At 63.5% G+C, this 17,178-nt stretch carries 17 protein-coding genes; 6 read left to right on the top strand and 11 right to left on the bottom strand.

Features of this window, described 5'->3' with window-relative positions; genetic code table 11:
* Positions 1-4 precede the first annotated feature (4 nt).
* On the bottom strand, positions 5-868 hold the full coding sequence (locus HGP13_RS18690; RefSeq protein WP_172228038.1) for a DMT family transporter: 864 nt from the start codon (positions 866-868) through the stop codon (positions 5-7).
* Between the two features lie 105 nt (positions 869-973).
* Here HGP13_RS18690 and HGP13_RS18685 point away from each other — a divergent pair, with 105 nt between their 5' ends.
* A complete protein-coding gene (locus HGP13_RS18685) occupies positions 974-2,392 on the top strand; it encodes a PLP-dependent aminotransferase family protein (RefSeq protein WP_172228036.1) in 1,419 nt (472 codons plus the stop codon).
* 2 nt (positions 2,393-2,394) lie between these two features.
* On the opposite strand, the gene HGP13_RS18680 is transcribed toward HGP13_RS18685, so the two are convergent.
* Complete coding sequence (locus HGP13_RS18680; RefSeq protein WP_172228034.1) at positions 2,395-3,285, bottom strand: LysR family transcriptional regulator; 891 nt, start codon at positions 3,283-3,285, stop codon at positions 2,395-2,397.
* Positions 3,286-3,414: 129 nt separating this feature from the next.
* On the opposite strand from HGP13_RS18680, the gene HGP13_RS18675 reads away from it, so the two are divergent.
* A complete protein-coding gene (locus HGP13_RS18675; RefSeq protein ID WP_172228032.1) occupies positions 3,415-4,875 on the top strand; it encodes an MFS transporter in 1,461 nt (486 codons plus the stop codon).
* 218 nt (positions 4,876-5,093) lie between these two features.
* On the opposite strand, the gene HGP13_RS18670 is transcribed toward HGP13_RS18675, so the two are convergent.
* From HGP13_RS18670 to HGP13_RS18660, 3 genes are all read right to left on the bottom strand, one after another.
* Positions 5,094-5,591: a MaoC family dehydratase gene (locus HGP13_RS18670; protein WP_172228030.1), complete on the bottom strand. Its 498-nt coding sequence runs from the start codon at positions 5,589-5,591 to the stop codon at positions 5,094-5,096.
* A gap of 257 nt (positions 5,592-5,848) precedes the next feature.
* Positions 5,849-6,277: a phasin family protein gene (locus HGP13_RS18665; protein WP_172228028.1), complete on the bottom strand. Its 429-nt coding sequence runs from the start codon at positions 6,275-6,277 to the stop codon at positions 5,849-5,851.
* Positions 6,278-6,374: 97 nt separating this feature from the next.
* Positions 6,375-7,670: a DUF445 domain-containing protein gene (locus HGP13_RS18660; protein WP_172228026.1), complete on the bottom strand. Its 1,296-nt coding sequence runs from the start codon at positions 7,668-7,670 to the stop codon at positions 6,375-6,377.
* 289 nt (positions 7,671-7,959) lie between these two features.
* Here HGP13_RS18660 and rirA point away from each other — a divergent pair, with 289 nt between their 5' ends.
* Positions 7,960-8,421: an iron-responsive transcriptional regulator RirA gene (gene rirA / locus HGP13_RS18655; protein ID WP_172228024.1), complete on the top strand. Its 462-nt coding sequence runs from the start codon at positions 7,960-7,962 to the stop codon at positions 8,419-8,421.
* Positions 8,422-8,448: 27 nt separating this feature from the next.
* Here the strand turns inward: rirA and HGP13_RS18650 are convergent, their stop codons facing one another.
* From HGP13_RS18650 to hemP, 5 genes are read right to left on the bottom strand one after another with little or no spacing between them, the layout of a single operon-like run.
* A complete protein-coding gene (locus tag HGP13_RS18650) occupies positions 8,449-9,240 on the bottom strand; it encodes a heme ABC transporter ATP-binding protein (RefSeq protein WP_172228022.1) in 792 nt (263 codons plus the stop codon).
* 7 nt (positions 9,241-9,247) lie between these two features.
* The gene (locus HGP13_RS18645; protein ID WP_172228020.1) at positions 9,248-10,351 is read right to left on the bottom strand and encodes an iron ABC transporter permease; all 1,104 of its coding nucleotides are present in this window, start codon (positions 10,349-10,351) and stop codon (positions 9,248-9,250) included.
* Between the two features lie 9 nt (positions 10,352-10,360).
* Positions 10,361-11,257, bottom strand: a complete 897-nt coding sequence (locus HGP13_RS18640; protein WP_172228018.1) for a hemin ABC transporter substrate-binding protein — start codon at positions 11,255-11,257, stop codon at positions 10,361-10,363.
* 11 nt (positions 11,258-11,268) lie between these two features.
* Positions 11,269-12,330 (bottom strand): hemin-degrading factor, encoded by a 1,062-nt coding sequence (locus HGP13_RS18635; protein WP_172228016.1) that lies wholly within the window; start codon positions 12,328-12,330, stop codon positions 11,269-11,271.
* Between the two features lie 23 nt (positions 12,331-12,353).
* On the bottom strand, positions 12,354-12,563 hold the full coding sequence (hemP, locus tag HGP13_RS18630) for a hemin uptake protein HemP (RefSeq protein ID WP_027043821.1): 210 nt from the start codon (positions 12,561-12,563) through the stop codon (positions 12,354-12,356).
* 199 nt (positions 12,564-12,762) lie between these two features.
* Between hemP and HGP13_RS18625 the strand changes: the two genes are divergently transcribed.
* The 3 genes from HGP13_RS18625 (at position 12,763) to HGP13_RS18615 (ending at position 16,011) form a co-directional block, all read left to right on the top strand.
* Positions 12,763-14,952 carry a TonB-dependent hemoglobin/transferrin/lactoferrin family receptor gene (locus HGP13_RS18625; RefSeq protein WP_172228015.1) on the top strand — a complete coding sequence of 730 codons (2,190 nt, stop codon included), beginning with the start codon at positions 12,763-12,765 and terminating at the stop codon, positions 14,950-14,952.
* 5 nt (positions 14,953-14,957) lie between these two features.
* Positions 14,958-15,401: a hypothetical protein gene (locus HGP13_RS18620; protein ID WP_172228014.1), complete on the top strand. Its 444-nt coding sequence runs from the start codon at positions 14,958-14,960 to the stop codon at positions 15,399-15,401.
* 295 nt (positions 15,402-15,696) lie between these two features.
* Complete coding sequence (locus HGP13_RS18615; RefSeq protein ID WP_172228013.1) at positions 15,697-16,011, top strand: antibiotic biosynthesis monooxygenase; 315 nt, start codon at positions 15,697-15,699, stop codon at positions 16,009-16,011.
* 37 nt (positions 16,012-16,048) lie between these two features.
* Here the strand turns inward: HGP13_RS18615 and HGP13_RS18610 are convergent, their stop codons facing one another.
* Positions 16,049-17,149, bottom strand: a complete 1,101-nt coding sequence (locus HGP13_RS18610) for a glycosyltransferase (protein ID WP_246707051.1) — start codon at positions 17,147-17,149, stop codon at positions 16,049-16,051.
* Positions 17,150-17,178 lie beyond the last annotated feature (29 nt).

The raw sequence follows: 17,178 nt of genomic DNA, 5'->3' as shown, positions 1-17,178 counted from the left end.
GAGGCTACCGCGCGAACTTCTTCGCGCCAAACACACACGCGACCACGCCGAGCGTAACAACCACCATCAGCGGGCTGACCTGCTCGTGCAGCAGCGTCGCCGCGAGCGCCAGGCCGAAGAAGGGCTGCAGCAACTGCAATTGTCCGACCGCCGCGATGCCGCCTTGCGCCAGCCCGCGATACCAGAAGACGAAGCCGATCAGCATGCTGAACAGCGAAACATAGGCCAGACCGATCCAGGCGTGAGAACCAACGGCGGCAAACGACGGCGGCAGGGTCGCAAACGTCAGCACCAGCATGATCGGCAGCGATAGCGTCAGCGCCCAGCAGATCACTTGCCAGCCACCGAGCCTGCGCGACAGCGCGGCGCCCTCGGCATAGCCCAGGCCGCAGACGACGATTGCGGCGAGCATCAGGCCATCGCCGACCGGCGAGGCCGTCACGCCTTGCATCAGCGCGAAGCCCGCGACCAGAGCACTGCCGATGCAGGAAAACAGCCAGAACGCCGGTCGTGGACGCTCGCCGCCGCGCAGCACGCCGAAGATCGCGGTTGCCAGCGGCAGCAGACCGACGAAGATGATCGAGTGCGCGGAGGTGACGTGCTTGAGCGCAAGCGCGGTCAGCAAGGGAAAGCCGACCACCACGCCAAGTGCGACAATCACCAGTGACATGAGATCGCCCCGCTCCGGGCGCTTCTGCCGGAACAAGAGCAGCATTGCCAGGCCAAGCAGTCCGGCAATCGCGGCGCGGGCCGATGTCACGAATGTCGGATCGAAGTCCATCACGGCCACGCGTGTCGCCGGCAGCGAGCCTGAGAAGATCAACACGCCGATGAATCCGTTCAGCCAGGCGCTCGCGGTCTTGTCCATTCCAGGCTCCCTATCTTTCGCCCTCTATCGGGCAGATGCCATGGCGCAGCCAGAGACAATGAGGTACAATTCGGCGAAACTGTAATGGAAGATTGAGGAGTACGGATGACGGACTTCGCTTTGGAAAAGGGCGACGCGCGGGCCCTGGGCGCCCCCACCCTCGTCGAGACTGTCATGGCGACCATCCGCCAGCGGATCGCCGCGCGCAGCCTGACACCGGGCGCCCGGCTGCCCTCCATCCGCGCCTTCGCCCAATCCATGCAAGTGTCGAAATCCACTGTGGTCGAAGCCTATGAGCGGCTCGCCGCCGAGGGTACGATCCGCTCCCGGCCGGGTTCAGGCTTCTATGCCGCTGGCTCGCTGGCGCCGCTGGCCCTGGCCGAGATCGGTCCCCGACTGGACCGTGCCGTCGACCCGCTCTGGGTCTCGCGCCAGTCGCTGGATGCCGGCGACGAGACCCTGAAACCCGGCTGTGGCTGGCTGCCGGCCTCCTGGATGCCGCAAGCCGGGCTACGCCGGGCGCTGCGCACGGTGGCTCGTGCCGACGATGTCGCGCTTGCCGATTACGGCACGCCGCTCGGCCTGCCGCCGCTGCGGCAGTTGCTGGCACGGCGCATGGCCGGGCATGGCATCGAAGTTTCGCCCGAGCAGATCATGCTGACGGAATCGGGCACGCAGGCCATCGACCTCCTATGCCGCTTCCTGATCGAGCCCGGCGACACGGTGCTGGTGGACGACCCCTGCTATTTCAATTTCCACGCGCTACTGCGCGCCCACCGCGCCAAGGTCGTCAGCGTTCCCTACACGCCGTCGGGGCCGGATATCGAGCTGTTCGCGCAGGCGCTCGCCGAACACCGGCCGCGCCTCTACATCACCAATTCCGGCATCCAAAACCCGACCGGCGCGATCCTGTCGCCGGTCACCGCGCATCGCCTGCTCAAGCTCGCCGACCAGTCGGACCTGACCATCGTCGAGGACGATATCTTCGCTGATTTCGAGCACACCCCTGCCCCCAGGCTGGCGGCCTTCGATGGCCTCAGCCGCGTTGTCCAGATCGGCAGCTTCTCCAAGACGCTGTCGGCATCGATCCGCTGCGGTTTCATCGCCGCCCCCCGCGACTGGATCGAGGGCCTGACCGACCTCAAGATCGCCACCACCTTTGGCGGCGGACGGCTGGCGGCCGAACTGGTGCTGACGCTGCTGAAGGACGGCAGCTACCGAAAGCATATGGATCTGCTGCGCGCCAAGCTGGCGCGTGCCATGGCCGAGACCGGCGCCCGGCTGAAGGCGATCGGCATCGCGCCGTGGATCGACCAGCCGGCCGGCCTGTTCCTGTGGTGCAGCCTGCCCGATGGCGTCGACGCGGCCGAAGTCGCGCGCCGCGCGCTTACCGACAATGTCGTGCTGGCGCCCGGCAATGCGTTCAGCTTGTCCGGAACGGCCAGCCGTTTCCTGCGCTTCAACGTCGCCCAGTGCGAAGACGAGCGGATCTTCAAGGTGCTGGAAACCGCGATAAAGCGCTGACCTCAGCGCCCTGCACAGAGTTCCCGCACGCAGTCGCGCAGCCAGCGTTGTGCCGGATCGGCATCGAGACGCGGATGCCAGAGCATGGAGATGGTGACCTCCATCGTGGCGACCGGCAGCGGAAAACTGTGCATGCCTGTGCGCGCGCCAGCCGTGTGCCGCTCCGGCACGCTGGCGATCAGCTCCGAGGCGCGCGCCATGGCGAGCGCGGCCGAGAAACCCGAGACCATGCACACAACCGTCCGCTGCAAGCCAAGCCCTCTCAACGCCTCGTCGATCGGTCCCCTTTCGCGGCCACGCCGTGAAACGCTGATGTGCCGGCCAGCCGCATAGCGCTCGGGCGTCACAATACCCTCGGTCAAGGGATGACCTAATCGAACGGCGCCGATAAAACGGTCGCGAAACAGCGCCTGGATGCGCACTTCGGGCCCGGTTTCGCCGGCAACGCCGATTTCGAGGTCAATCGCCGCGTCGCGCAGTGACATCACGTCCTTGTCGGATTTTGGCGCGAAACGCAGCCGCACCCCTGGCGCGTCCGCCTCTATGCGGGCGACGAGAGGCGGCCCGAATTCCTCGACGAAACCCTCATTGGTGCGTAGCGTGAAGACCCTGTTCAGGCTTGCGGGATCAAGCAACTCGGCAGGACGCAGCAGCGCCTCCGCGCCCTGGACGACAGGGCCGACCTGCCGGCGCAATTCCTCTGCGCGCGGCGTCGCCACCAGGCCGCGCCCGGCGCGGACCAGCAGAGGATCGCCCGTCGCCTCGCGCAGCCGCGCCAGCGTCCGGCTCATCGCCGAAGGGCTGAGCCGCAGACGGCGCGCGGCGCGTGCGACGCTGCCTTCGGCCAGCAGAACGTCGAGGGCGAAAAGCAGATTGAGATCGGGCGATGTCATCCCCGGATCTTAGCATGATGTGGCGTTTGATGCACGGATATGATGCAAATGCTGCGCCTTCCGCCATATCAAGCACAGGGCTAGATCTCCGACAGCTCCAGTTCCGGAGCGAATGGAAGGGAGATCGCCATGGTAGTCGCCGCGCGAAATCACGATGGGCTGATATCAGCCCCGCAACAGAACCAATCGGTTGGCTGGGCGCTGGCAAGCCTGTCGCTCGCCACGCTGCTGTCGTCGCTCGGAACCAGCATTGCCAGCGTCGGGCTGCCCTCGCTGATGCAGGCGTTCGGGGCGTCGTTCCAGGCCGTGCAATGGGTGGTTCTGGCCTATCTCCTTGCCATCACGACACTGATCGTCAGCGCCGGGCGGCTGGCCGACATGTTCGGGCGCCGGCTGTTGCTGCTTGGCGGCATCGCGCTGTTCACATCGGCATCGGTGCTGTGCGGCCTGGCGCCGACGCTGTGGCTGCTGATCGCCGCACGGGCCGTGCAAGGGCTCGGCGCGGCGCTGATGATGGCGCTGACGCTGGCCTTTGTCGCCGAAACCGTGAGTAAGGAGCGGACCGGCAGCGCCATGGGCCTGCTCGGCGCCATGTCGGCGATCGGCACGACGCTCGGCCCCTCGCTCGGCGGTCTGCTGATCGCCGGCCTCGGCTGGCGGGCGATCTTTCTCGTCAATGTGCCGTTGGGCCTCCTGACCTTCGCTCTCGCCTGGCGTGCCTTGCCCGCCCACAGCAAGAGCGCGCAGGCCGCTCAAGGCGAATTCGACGCAACAGGCACTGTCCTGCTGGCCCTGACGCTCGCCGCATATGCGCTGGCCATGACGCTTGGCCGGGGCAATTTCGGCGCGCTGAACATCGGCCTGCTGGCAGCAACCGCTGCCGGCATTGGTCTATTCGTCATTGCGCAGAGGAGCGTGAAGAACCCCCTGGTCCAGCTTGCCAGCTTCCGGGATCCGCGGCTCAGCGCCAGTCTGGCCATGAGCCTGATCGTCGCCACGGTGATGATGGCGACCCTGGTGGTCGCCCCGTTCTATCTGTCGCGCGGGCTGGGGCTCGATGCCGCGATGGTCGGCGTGGTGCTTTCGACCGGGCCGCTCGTCTCGACCCTGTCAGCGCTGTTGGCCGGACGGCTTACTGATCGCTTAGGAGCCCACAGGATGATGGTCGCCGGGCTGTTCAGCCTCGCCATCGGCACATTCCTGCTGTCGCTGGCCATGACGAGGCTCGGCATTGCCAGCTATGTCGTTCCCATCACCGTCACCTGTTTCGGCTATGCCCTGTTCCAGACCTCCAACAATGCTGCCGTGATGACCGGTATCGCTGCCGGCGAACGGGGCGTCATATCAGGCCTGCTCAACCTGTCGCGCAATCTCGGCCTCATCACCGGCGCATCCTTGATGGGCGCTATATTCGCGGTTGCATCGGCCGGTGCTCGGCAAGGAATCGGTCAGCAGCTTCTGAGTTCCGAGGCTGCGGCCCGCGGAATGCAGGTCACCTTTCAGACAGCAACGGCGCTGGCGCTGGTAGCGCTGGTCCTCGCGCTGCTCTCGGCCCGCGTAGCCGGTCGTGTGGAACCCACGGTTTCATGAGGCACGACCTGCTTGGCGATGGAAGCATAATGTCCATTAGACGCCGCGCAGAGGCTGTTTCGAAATTCGCTCTGGCGAGTCATATGGTGGTGGTTTCGAGAACCGTAGCGCAGCGGACATTTGGTCCGTGAGCTCAGTTCCACTGCGAACGCAGTAGAACGGGGAAGCGCAGAAAACGCCATCAGATGGCCGCCAGAGTAGAATTTCCAAACAGGCTCTCAGGCCCCTGCCCGTTTGCGGCGTTCATAAAGCATGACCAGCGTTTCAGCTATCAGTGCAGGCTTTTCCTCGCCTTCGATCTCGACCGTGTTGGCTGCCTTCATCAGATACTGGCCGGGGCCTCTGTCTTCCATGGAAAGCAGGACCGTGCGCAGCCTGATGCGCGCGCCGACCTTGACCGGCGCCAGGAAACGCACCTTGTCGAAGCCATAGTTGAAGGCGGCCTGGGTGTTTTCCGGCACGATCCCCATACCGAGCGCCAGCGCGCCGATGATCGACAGCGTCAGATAGCCATGCGCGATCGTCGTGCGGAACGGGCTTTGCCGCCGCGCCCGTTCGGGATCGACATGAATCCATTGATGGTCGCCGGTGCATTCGGCGAACTGGTTGATACGGTTCTGGTCGACCGTGGTCCATTCCGAGACACCGAGCTCCTGCCCGGACATCGTTCTCAACTGCTCGTAGGTCGGCGGCGTTTTAGGCCGTACTTCTGTCATTCCTGCTTTCCCGATAGCTCACCGCGCCTCCGGACCACGAACGCACGGCCCCTGTCAATTCGTCCTGTGTGAATCCGTTCCGCCGAATTCCGGCTGACTCGTGCCATGCCTTGCCACGCAATGGCAGGCCGAATTCGGATTCTTGGACGTTCCAAGGCGGCTGGGAACCTATTCGTGGCGCGAATGCAACTATGAGCAAGGCTGCAAAGTCAGGAAGTCGCGTGCCCTGCGAAGGCGAAACGGCTGGCTGGAAGAGCCTATTTCTGCCCGTAACCGGCGCGGATTTCCTCCAACGCTTCCTTGATGCGCGCGCGCAGGATTTCGATCGATTCGGTGCCGGATTTCCGGGCCAGTTCAGCCACTTCCCCAGCATTCTTGAGCGCGGCCTCGAAGGATTTCTTGGCGAACTCGGTCTGCTTGGCCATGATTTCCTGCGGATTGCCCGGCGCCCTGTAGCTTTGTGCCATGTCTGCGACCTCGCGCAGCGTGTCCTGCAGCAGTTCGCGTTGCCTTGACAACAGCGAGGTCGCTCCGGCGGCGCCGGCTCGGGCCGATTTCTCCAAGGCTTCGAGGTTCTTGCGGTTATGGGCAAGGATCGCCTCTACATCGACATTGGGCACCTTCAGGTCGCGGCCAAACCTGCCGAACATGTCCATGAAGGAATCGGAGTCCGGTTGCTTGGCCATGATTTCTTCTCCCTTTACCGCAAATACGGGTGCCCTCACCGGGGAGCATAGCACTCGCGCGCCGCGTGTCCATTTCGAACCTCGCGATCAGTGCACATCAATTGACCGGGAGCAGCAACTCGATCGTGTAGAGCACGATGCCAGCCAGCCCGCCGATGATCATGCCGTTGAAGCGGATGTATTGCAGGTCCCTGCCGATGTTGATCTCGATCAGACGCGTCAGCTGGTCAAGATCCCAACGCTTGACTTGGTCGGCGATGAACTTCGACACGCCGCTCTTCTGGCTCTCGACGAAGGAGGCCAGCGCCACCACGAAGCCCTGGTTCATATCGGCTCTGATCTGTGGATCGCTGGCAAGATGACGGCCAACCTCGACGAACATGTTGGCAAGATGCGCGCGGATCACCGAATTCGGCGCCTTGGCGTCCTGCTCGATGAACTGGCTGAGGCTCTCCCACATGTCGCCGGCCAACCCCTTGACCTCCGGCCGAGCCAGAAAATCCCGCTTCATCTGTTCGGCGCGTTTGGCATACTGCTTCGATGTCCTGAGTTTTTCGATGAAGCCCTGCGCGAAACGGTCGAACTCGGCGCGCATCGGATGGTGAGGATCGGCCCGCACCTCGTCGAGCAAGGAACCCGCCGAAGCGACAATCTTCTTCAGCAGATAGGCGTCGGCTCGGAACAGGTTGAACAGCGACGGCAACTCCTCGCGGATTTTTTCACGCATCGTCGCCAGCGCCTGTTCGTCGTTGAGGAAGCGGCCGATCACCTTGATGAATTCATCGAACAGCTTCTGGTGGCGGCGGTCGTCGGTGAGTGCCGACAACAGTTCCGCCGCCAGCGGGGCCAGCGGCACCTTTTCGATCTGCTCGAGCATGCGGCTAGTGACGAAGCCGCGCAGGCCGGATTGCTCGACCGCGGCAAGCGTCTTCGGCACCAGCCGCACGACGAAGCGCGAGAGGCCAGCGGCGCGCTCGGCATCGGCCAGCCAGTCGGCGACGAGCGCTGCAAAATCGACCTCGGCAAGTTTCTCGCGCACCGGCTCCGGCGCCAGGAAATTGGCCTCGATGAAGCGGCCGAGATTGTCGGCGATGCGGTTCTGGTTTTCCGGGATGATGGCGGTGTGCGGGATCGGCAGCCCGAGCGGTCGCCTGAACAGCGCCACCACCGCGTACCAGTCGGCAAGGCCGCCAATGGTCGCCGCCTCGGCGAAGGCCGCAACGAAACCCAGCCACGGATACGTGCCTTGGAACGACTTGGCCACGGCGAACACCAGCACGCAAAACGCCAGCGCCGCCGCGGCGATGAATTTGGTGCGGCGCAGCGCCGAGAGCTTGGCGGCCGCATCGGCATCGAAACGGAGAGGCGCCAGGGACGGAGCCGATTGTGACATGGATGAACTGCTCCTCGTCGAACGCGGGCGGGCATCTCGGACCTATCTAGTGTTTCATCAGCCGAAATGCCCGCGACGACAGGCTTTTCCCGCGTTTTGCCGGCTTGCGCACATAAAGTTGACGAGAAAATTCATCTATCACGCGCTGCTAGTCTGGAATTATTCCAAGGTATAGGCCATATTCGCCGCAGGCCAGTGTGGCGAATCCGAAATTCCGGATCAGAGCCGCGCCAACAAAGTTCTGGAATCCGGCGTGGTTGCACCGCGCCGGCGCCTAGTGAGGACAAAAATGCGGCTTACGCGCCAGACCAATTATGCCATGCGCATCCTGATGTACTGTGCCGCCAACAATGACCGGCTGAGCCGCATTCCGGAGATCGCGGCCGCCTATTCGGTGTCGGAACTGTTCCTGTTCAAGATCCTGCAGCCGCTGGTCGAGCATGGTCTGGTCGAGACGGTGCGCGGCCGCAATGGCGGCGTCCGGCTTGGCCGCGCCGCAGAATCCATCAACCTGTTCGACGTCGTGCGCGTCACCGAGGAAAGCTTCGCCATGGCCGAATGCTTCGAGAACGATGCGGCCGAATGCCCGCTGGTCGACAGCTGCGCGCTGAATTCGGCGCTGCGCGAGGCACTCAACGCCTTCTTCGCCGTGCTGGCCCGCTACACAATCGCCGATATGGTGGCGGCAAGGCCGAATGTGCGCAACCTGCTAGGCATCGACATGCTGGAACGCCGCGCTCCGGCTGCCTGACCTGGGCAGGCCGGCCCCACCTGAATATCAACCGACCGACGATTGCGGCAGCACGAACGGCATGTTGCCGGCCGGCAGCGCGCCGACTCTGAGCCGGCAGTCGAACACTTTTTCGATCAGATCATCGCTCAGCACATCCAGCGGCGAGCCGGTCGCGGCCAGCCGGCCGCGATGCATGACGAAGATCCGGTCGGCATACATGGCCGTAAGATTGAGGTCGTGCAGGATGGCGACCACACCACCGCCCCTTCTGGCGAAATCGCGGGCGATGTTCATGATGATCAGCTGGTGCTTGATGTCGAGGCTGGAAACCGGCTCGTCGAGGAAGAGATAGCTCGGCTTGCCGTCGAGCACTGGCGCCCAGACCTGGCACAGCACGCGTGCAAGCTGGACGCGCTGCTGCTCGCCGCCCGAAAGCTCCTGGTACAAACGCCCGGCAAAACCGTCGAGGTCGACGCGGGCCAGCGCTCGCTCCGGCAGTCGCGCATCCTCGCCCGGCAAGACACCCGAGCGGCCACCGACAAGGCCAAGCTTGACCACCTCGCGCACCGTGAATGGGAAGGACAGTGTCGTCGCCTGCGGCAGCACCGCTCGCTGCACGGCAATCTCGACCGGCTTCATCGAAGAAAGGTTGCGGCCGTTGAGGGTGACGCGCCCGGTATAGGCGAGCTCACCCGACAACGCCTTCAGGAAGGTCGTCTTGCCGGAGCCGTTGGGGCCGACGATGGCCGCGATTTCGCCGGGCAGCGCGTCGAAATCGACCCCGCTGACGATACGCTTGCCGGCGATACCAACCGAAATGTCCTTTGCCACGATCATCCCAGCCTCACAAATCGACCACGCCGCGTTTGCGCAGCAGGATCCACAGGAAGAACGGCGCGCCTGATATCGCGGTGACGATGCCGATCGGCAATTCGGCCGGCGCCACGATGGTGCGGGCGACCGCATCGGCCAGAAGCAGCAGCGAGGCACCCAGCAGCGCCGAGGCCGGCAGCAGGTAGCGGTTGTCGGGACCGATCAGCAGGCGCAGCAGATGCGGCACGACGATGCCGACGAAGCCGATGCCGCCACTGACAGCGACGGATGCACCGACCGCCGCCGAGACACCGATGATGGCCGTGTATTTCAATCGCTGCACCGGAATGCCGAGATGGCCGGCGGTCGCCTCGCCGAGCGCCAGCGCGTTGAGGCCGCGCGCCAGGAACGGCATCGCCGCCAGTGCCAGTATGATGATCGGCCCGACGGAACCGATCTTCTGCCAGGTTGCGCCGCCGAGCGATCCCAATTGCCAGAAGGTCAGGTCGCGCAACTGGCGATCGTCGGTCATGAAGATGAGGATGCCGGTCAAGGCCATGGCAAGTGCTGCCAGCGCAATGCCGGCCAGCAGCATGGTGGCGACCGAGGTTTGCCCGCGTCGCGTGGCGACCTGATAAAGCACCAGTGTCGTGGCAAGACCGCCGAAGAACGCGGCCAGCGGCAGCGCGAGCGTGCCGAACAAGGCCGTCACCGGCGCCAGCACCGTGGTGCCAAGCACGATGACGGCCACCGCGCCAAGGCTGGAGCCGGCGGAAACGCCGATCAGGCCGGGATCGGCCAGCGGATTGCGGAACAGTCCCTGCATGACCGCGCCGGACACTGCGAGCGCCGCCCCAACCAGTATGCCGAGGATGATGCGCGGCAAGCGGATGTCGTAGACGATCAGGCTGTCACGGGCGCTCAGCGCCGCATCATTGGGAACGGCTCCTAGCAGCCAGCCCCTGAGGACGTTGACGGCCGAAGCATCCGATGCCCCTGACGTCAGCGACAAAAGCGCGGCCGCCGCGAGCCCCAGGCACAGCAAGAGGATGACGATGCGAGCGCGGCCCGAGCGGTCGCCTTCAGATGCACTCGCCATCGCCTTCACCGGGCCGGCGATCGATTGATCGACCATGATCTGCGCTCAGTCCGTGACTTCAGCGCCATAGAGCGAGGCGGCGAGGTCGTGGATGGCTTCAGCCGTGCGCGGCCCGAAGCCGAGCAGATAGCCGCCATCCTTGCGGATCAGCTTGCGCGCGGTTCCGGCGGGTGTCGAGGCGATCGAGGGATTGCCGAACAATTCATCGTCCGACACCGGCGGCCCGGCGTTGCTCATCATCAGGATTACGTCCGGACCGGCAGTGATGATCGCCTCGTCGGATATCTGCTTGTAGCCGGAAAAGCCCTCGATGGCATTGACGCCACCGGCCAGCTTGATGATGCCGTCGGCGGCGGTCTCCCTGCCGGCCGCCAGGATCTTGCCGCCCTGTATCGACAGCACGAACAGGATGCGCTTGCGCTCCTTGAGCGAGGCAGTCTGTTTTTCGGCTGATGTCAGCTTGGCATCGAGCTCCTTGGCCAGCACCTCGGCCTTGGCGTCGACGCCGAGCGCCTTGCCGACGATGCGGACCTTATCGAGGATGCCTTCGTGGCTATAATGCTCGGGCACTTCGATGAACGGAACGCTGCTCTTCCTCAGCACATCCACGGCTTCCTTGGGCCCGCTTCCGTGCAGCGCCAGGATGCCGGTCGGATTGACCGACAGCACACCTTCCGGCGACAGCGCGCGCATATAGCCGACATCGGGCAGGTCGAATGCCGCCTTCGGATAGCGGCTGCTGGAGTCGCGCGCCACCAGATGTTTCTCCTCGCTAAGCGCATAGACGATCTCGGTGATCGAACCGCCTATGGCGACGATCTTCGAGGTGTCCGTGAAAATCGAGACGCCTTCTGTGCCGGCAGCCGGCTGCAGCATGGCGAAAAAGAGGGAAAGGCCGACCATTGCGCCACGCATGGTCGGCGATCTCGAAAGAAAAGACATCGTTTTGTTCCTCAGGCTGCCGTCGGGTTCGGAATGCGCGGCAGATTCTCGGCCAGGAATCGCCAGTCGTTGCGCTCGCCTTCGCCTTCGTGGCGCTTGCCGAAGAACTGGATGATCATCTCGCCGTCGGCGGCGTAGACCTCGAGCGAGGTGACATGGCCGTCCTTGGTCGGCTTGCGCACCGCCCAGACTTCATGGATGTGGTCGGTGCGCAGGTGCAGATGGAAGGTCTCGTCCAGCACGTTGATCCACGGCCCCATCGGCTTGATCGACTTGACCGGGCCGGAATGAATCTGGATGCAACCGCGGTTGCCCACGAAGCACATGATCGGCATCTCGCCTTCGGCAGCGTGGTGGAACATGGCGCGGACCGCGTCATTGTCGAGTAGCCAGGCATAGTCCGTTCCGACCATGCGCACCGCCTGGAGGCGGCTGAGTTTCAGCGTCTTCAGCATGCCGAAGAACTGGTGCACGTCGGTCAGCCGGCTCCAGCGGTCGCGCAGATCGTCAAGGTTGGCGGTCGTCGCCGCGGCCTCGCCCTCATTGTCGGAGCATGGCCCGGTAATGGCGACCGTCGGCTCCTGGTTGGACGATTCCAGCGAGGCGACCAGCTTCTGGTAGGCATAGAGGCTGGAGGCTGGGCGCAGATGCACCTTGTGCACCGCCTCGCCTGCCGCGTCGAAGAATTGCAGGCCGCGGCGGATGTCGTTGCCCTCGCGCTTCTCCACGGCAAAGCCGTGCGCCCAGACCTTTGGAAAGATGCGCAGGTCGATGTTCTCGCCAAGCACCATCGCGTTGTGGTTGCCGGTGACGACCTTGTCGTAAACGCCGATCTTTTCGTGCACCGCACTTTCGTTGCGGGTCAGCGCCATCACCTCGCCGACGGCCTCGAGACCGGTCAAGAGGTCGTTGACGCGCGGTTCGACGCGGATGACGCCGTCGCCGCAATGCGCGGCGACCAGTTCGGCTTCCGAAATGCCGAGTTGGGCGGCCAGGTCGCGCTCGCGCGTTTTCGGATTTTCCGTCCGTGCCCGCCGGATTTCATGCGGGGCGGGTTTTACGCGCTGGTCCATGTCTCGTCCCTACTTGCCTTGCCTTACTTGTTGAGAATGAGCTTGCCCTGCCGGGTGATCTTCAGCCGGTAGAGAGCGCCATGATGCTCGATGCCGATCTCGTGCTCGCCCTGGAACAGCGTGTTGCTGGACAATGTTCTGACCGCCAGCGGAACCCGGTCGAAACGGGTGACGGGGGCCTCGTCGGAACGGCGGACGCGGTAGCGAAAGTCATTGGGATTGTGCGTGTTCATCTGGGTCGATCCCTTTCCTGTGCCGGGCGTCTGGCTAGGCGTTGCGAAGATCCGATTCATTTCTTGACTTGAATAATCATGTTTATTAGTCAGTGCAATACCGGATTAAATGAGTCAACATTTAACACGCCGGACACGATCAAAAATGCCAGCCAGCCACGGGCCAGCCAGCACGAAACCTGGAATCTGGAGTTGGGGCATGGGGTTGGTGAACTGGGAATGGCGCGGCCGGTCGGCGGTGAACGGTGTGGCGGCTTTGTTGGCAAGCGTGGCGGCGATCGCCGTGTCCGCGCCATCGGCGCATGCCCAACAAGCAACGCAGCCGGCGGGCGAGCAGACGGATCAATCGAAGAAGGCTGACCAGGAGAAGGCAGCCCCCGCGGGTGCGACGCTGCTCGACAAGATCCTGGTGCTCAGCCGCACCGGCGAGACGGCGATCGAATCGCTAGCCTCGGCCAGCCATCTCGATCAGGAACAGCTCGACCGCCGCATGGCGACGACGCCCAACGAGATGCTGTTCGGCGTGCCCGGTGTCGCCGCACAAGCCGACGCCAGGCGCGTCAGCACCAGCATCAACATTCGCGGCCTCCAGGATTTCGGCCGCGTTGCCGTCATCGTCGACGGCGCGCGCCAGGATTTCCAGCGTTCGGACCACGGCACGCAGTCGACCTTTTACATCGATCCCGACCTCATCAAATCCGTCGATGTGATCCGCGGTCCTGTCGCCAACACCTATGGCTCGGGCGCCATCGGCGGCGTCGTCTTCTTCGACACCAAGGACGCCGAGGACTTCCTCAAGCCGGAGGAAACATGGGGCGCTTCGGTAACCGGACGCTATGAGAGCAACTGCAAGGGCTGGACCACCAGCGCCACCGGCGCCTACCGTTTCAATGAAAACTGGGACGTCCTGGGTAACATCGTCTACCGCAACTACGATAACTACAAGGACGGCGGCGGCGACACCGTCAACGGCACCGGCTTCGACGTCTTGAGCGGCCTGCTCAAGACCATCATCCGTCCGACCGACAACAGCGAGCTGAAGCTCGGCTGGGTTGGCTCAAGCGACGGCTGGGACGAAACCAGCGGCGGTGTGCCGGTGAATGATGTCGACCTGAAGTCGAACACCTTCACGGCCCGGTACAACATCACGGATGAGGACAAGAGCTGGCTCGATCTCCACGTCAACACCTCGTACAACAAGACCAATCTCGACCTGACCAGCCTTGTTCCGCAAAACCGCTTCGATCCGGTCACAGGTCTTCCGGTGGTGCTGCCAACCGGCTCGACGTCGACGTTCGACGTCGGCACGGCCGCAATCGACATCTGGAACACCTCACGATTCGAGACCGGTGGCGTTGCGCATGAATTGACCTATGGCGGCGACTGGGTGAATGACGATGTCAAGACTGGCGGCACCGCCGGGGGCGACAGTTTCTACACGCCGTCGGGCAAGCGCAATGTCTCCGGCGCCTATGTCCAGGACAAGCTCACCTGGGATTGGCTCGAGGTGATCGCCGGGTTGCGTTACGACAGCTACAGCCTTAGGGACGACACCCACGATACATCCGGCGACCGGTTGTCGCCGCACATCACCGTCGGCGTCTCGCCCTTCGACAACACCGGCCTTGCCGGCCTGCAATTCTATGGCACTTACGCCGAGGGCTACCGTTCGCCCTCGCTGACGGAAACGCTGATCAGCGGCAACCATCCGGCAGGTGTCACCTTTCCATTCCTGCCCAATCCGAACCTGCGGCCTGAGACCGGCAAGACGACCGAATTCGGCATCAACTACAAGCAGAACGATCTATTGGAGACTGGCGACGCACTCCGCATCAAGGCGGCCTATTTCAACAACGACGTCGACGACTACATCGAAGGCGTGACATTGTCGCCGTTCGCCCCAGGCAGTGGTTGCCCGTTCGGCCCCGGCATTCCGATCTGCTATCAGTACCAGAATTTCGCCAAGGCCAAGATCCACGGCTTTGAGTTTGAAAGCGTCTACGACGCCGGATGGGGCTATGCCGGGCTTTCGGCATCGATTACGAATGGCCACACCGTTTCCTACAAGGGTGTGGAAGCCGATCTCGCCACAATCCCCTCTTCGCAGGTCACCGCCCAACTCGGCCTGCGCTTCCTCGAGGACAAGCTGACCGTCGGCGGCGAGGTGCAATACAACGGCAAGCCGAAGGGCAATGCGGTGGCCGAGGACTACACGCTGGTAAATGCCTTCGCCAGCTATCAGGCGACCGACAATCTGAAGGTCGATTTCCGCGCCGACAATCTGTTCGATGTCAAATACGCCAACCCGCTGAACGGCACCACGACAGTCGCGGCTAATGAACCGGGCATCACGCTGAAGCTGGCGGCAACAAGGCGATTTGGAGGCTGATGATCATGATGAGCTTGACGACATCCCTTCGTCTGCTGACCTCGACGCTGGCGATGTCGCTTGCGATGGTTCCGGCGTGGGCTGAAGGGTCCGCGCCGGTCCCCGCGCTGACCCTGGAGCTCAATGCCGCGCAACCTTCCGACAAGGGCTGCCGGCTGACCTTCCTGGTCAACAACAATCTCGGCGCCGACCTCTCCAAGGCAGCGTTCGAGATCGCCTTGTTCAACGAGGCCGGCGTCGTCGACCGGCTGACCGTGCTCGACTTCAAGGACCTCCCGGCAGGCAAGACCAAGGTGACACGCTTTGATCTCGCCGGCACCGACTGCGCCAAGATCAGCCGAGTGCTGATCAACAGCGCGACGGAATGCGCCGGCACCGGTGTTGAACCGGCCGCCTGCATGCGCAAGCTGAAGACGGACACCAAGACCGGCATCGCTTTCGGCGTCTGAGAACGGCGTTGAGATTGCATCCCGCATTCAAAGGAACGACCGTGGCTTGGCCGCTGGCCGACCACGGGTCTTCGATACCAGGGGCAAACGATCTTGATTTGACTTTTGCCCGCTGGTCGCTGCAATTTCCGGCCCGCGACATGCAGGAAATCAGTCCCCTCCCCGACGCCGGCAGCGAGCTGGCGATAGCGCCGGCAGCAACCTGGAGTTCACCGGCGCCATTGGACCGTTTTGAATGTCCCGCCTCCGAACCATTAGTAACCCCAGCAATCCATTGATTAAGAAAGGCAACCGCATGTACATCGCCATGAACCGCTTCAAGGTGCAGAACGGCTCGGAGGCCGATTTCGAGGCCGTTTGGAAGAACCGCGATTCCAGCCTTGCCGAGATGAAGGGTTTTCAGGAATTCCATCTGCTGCGCGGCCCGGTCAACGAGACCGAAGGCTACACGCTGTTTGCCTCGCACACGGTGTGGGCAAGCCAGGACGATTTCATCGCCTGGACCAGGTCGGAAAACTTCCGCGCCGCGCACAGGAATGTCGGCACGACCAAGGTGCACTATCTCGGTCATCCGCAGTTCGAAGGTTTCTCGGTCGTCGAAGGCGCTTGACCTGACTTTGCCCGAGCAAATGCGAGGACCTCCCTCGTCATGATCGCGTCGAACCGCGCCCACCCAGCCGTCGCAGCCACTGGGCACTGTGCATGCGCAGCCACTGCCACGGCCGTCGCCGGATCAGGTGTCGCATCAGCCGCGGATCATCGGCCAGCTCCCTGAACTGACGCACATGCTGCGTCAGGAATGCAGGTATGAAATTGCGCCCGTTAACTTCACCGAGCCAGGCTGAATTCTCCAGCACATAGTCGACGACATCCGCCGCCAATGTGCTCCTGTAGGCCCGATAGGCCTGCGTTTGCCGCACATGGCCGCCGGCAAAGCCAGCGCCGGTGGAGGACAGGTTCGACCCGTGCAGGCGATAGAGGCCGAGGCCTTCGGATAGGATGAGGCTGCCGCCGGCCAGATGCGCGCATGTGGCCGTCAGGTAATCCGTCCCCACCTTGGCCCTAAACGGGAAGGACAAGACCGATTCCAGCGCGCCACGCCGGTACATGATCGCCGAGCATGGTGACCATAGCCAGCCGGTTGTCGCAGGCGTGAAATAGGTCACCGGATGCTCCGAGGCGTAGGCAATCCTAGACGCCATGCCGGCAAGCTGGCCACCAGGCGCGATGGCGACGCCATTGCCATCGGACCCGAAGCGCGGTTTGCGCAGGGGAAGAAAAGTGCCGCTCAGCAAGGTGCCTCTGCCATCGACCAGGAACACATCGGAGCTCGACAGCGCGGCCGAATGTGTCGCGTTGAGGTGGGCGGACAGATGCGCCAGCAGAAAATCCGGCAGCCACGCATCGTCGGCATCGAGAAATACCACGAAAGGCGCGGCGGTCGCCGCAAAGCCATCGCGGAATCCCGCGATCTGCCCGCCATTTTGTGAGCGCGCCAGCAGGCGCAGGCGCGGATCGTCGATGGCCGCCAGAAGCTGGCGGATATGGTCGGCCGAGCCGTCGGTCGAGGCATCGTCGACAATGACGCAGTCCCAGTTCCTGTAGGTCTGCGCCAACACCGAGCGGATCGCCTGTTCGACGTAGGGCCGGTAATTGTAGCAGGTGATGACCACCGCCACGCAAGGCAGCTCAAACGGTGGGGACGTGTCTTCCATCTGATCGGTCGCCCCAGTCGATTTGCCGCCCATGCTTATCCCCGGCAACTCGAGACAAAGCA

The organism is Mesorhizobium sp. NZP2077 (assembly GCF_013170805.1).
In the GTDB taxonomy this organism is placed as follows: Bacteria; Pseudomonadota; Alphaproteobacteria; order Rhizobiales; family Rhizobiaceae; genus Mesorhizobium.
Note: the sequence above shows the minus strand (reverse complement) of the source record. Positions and strands in the feature narration are given on the sequence as shown.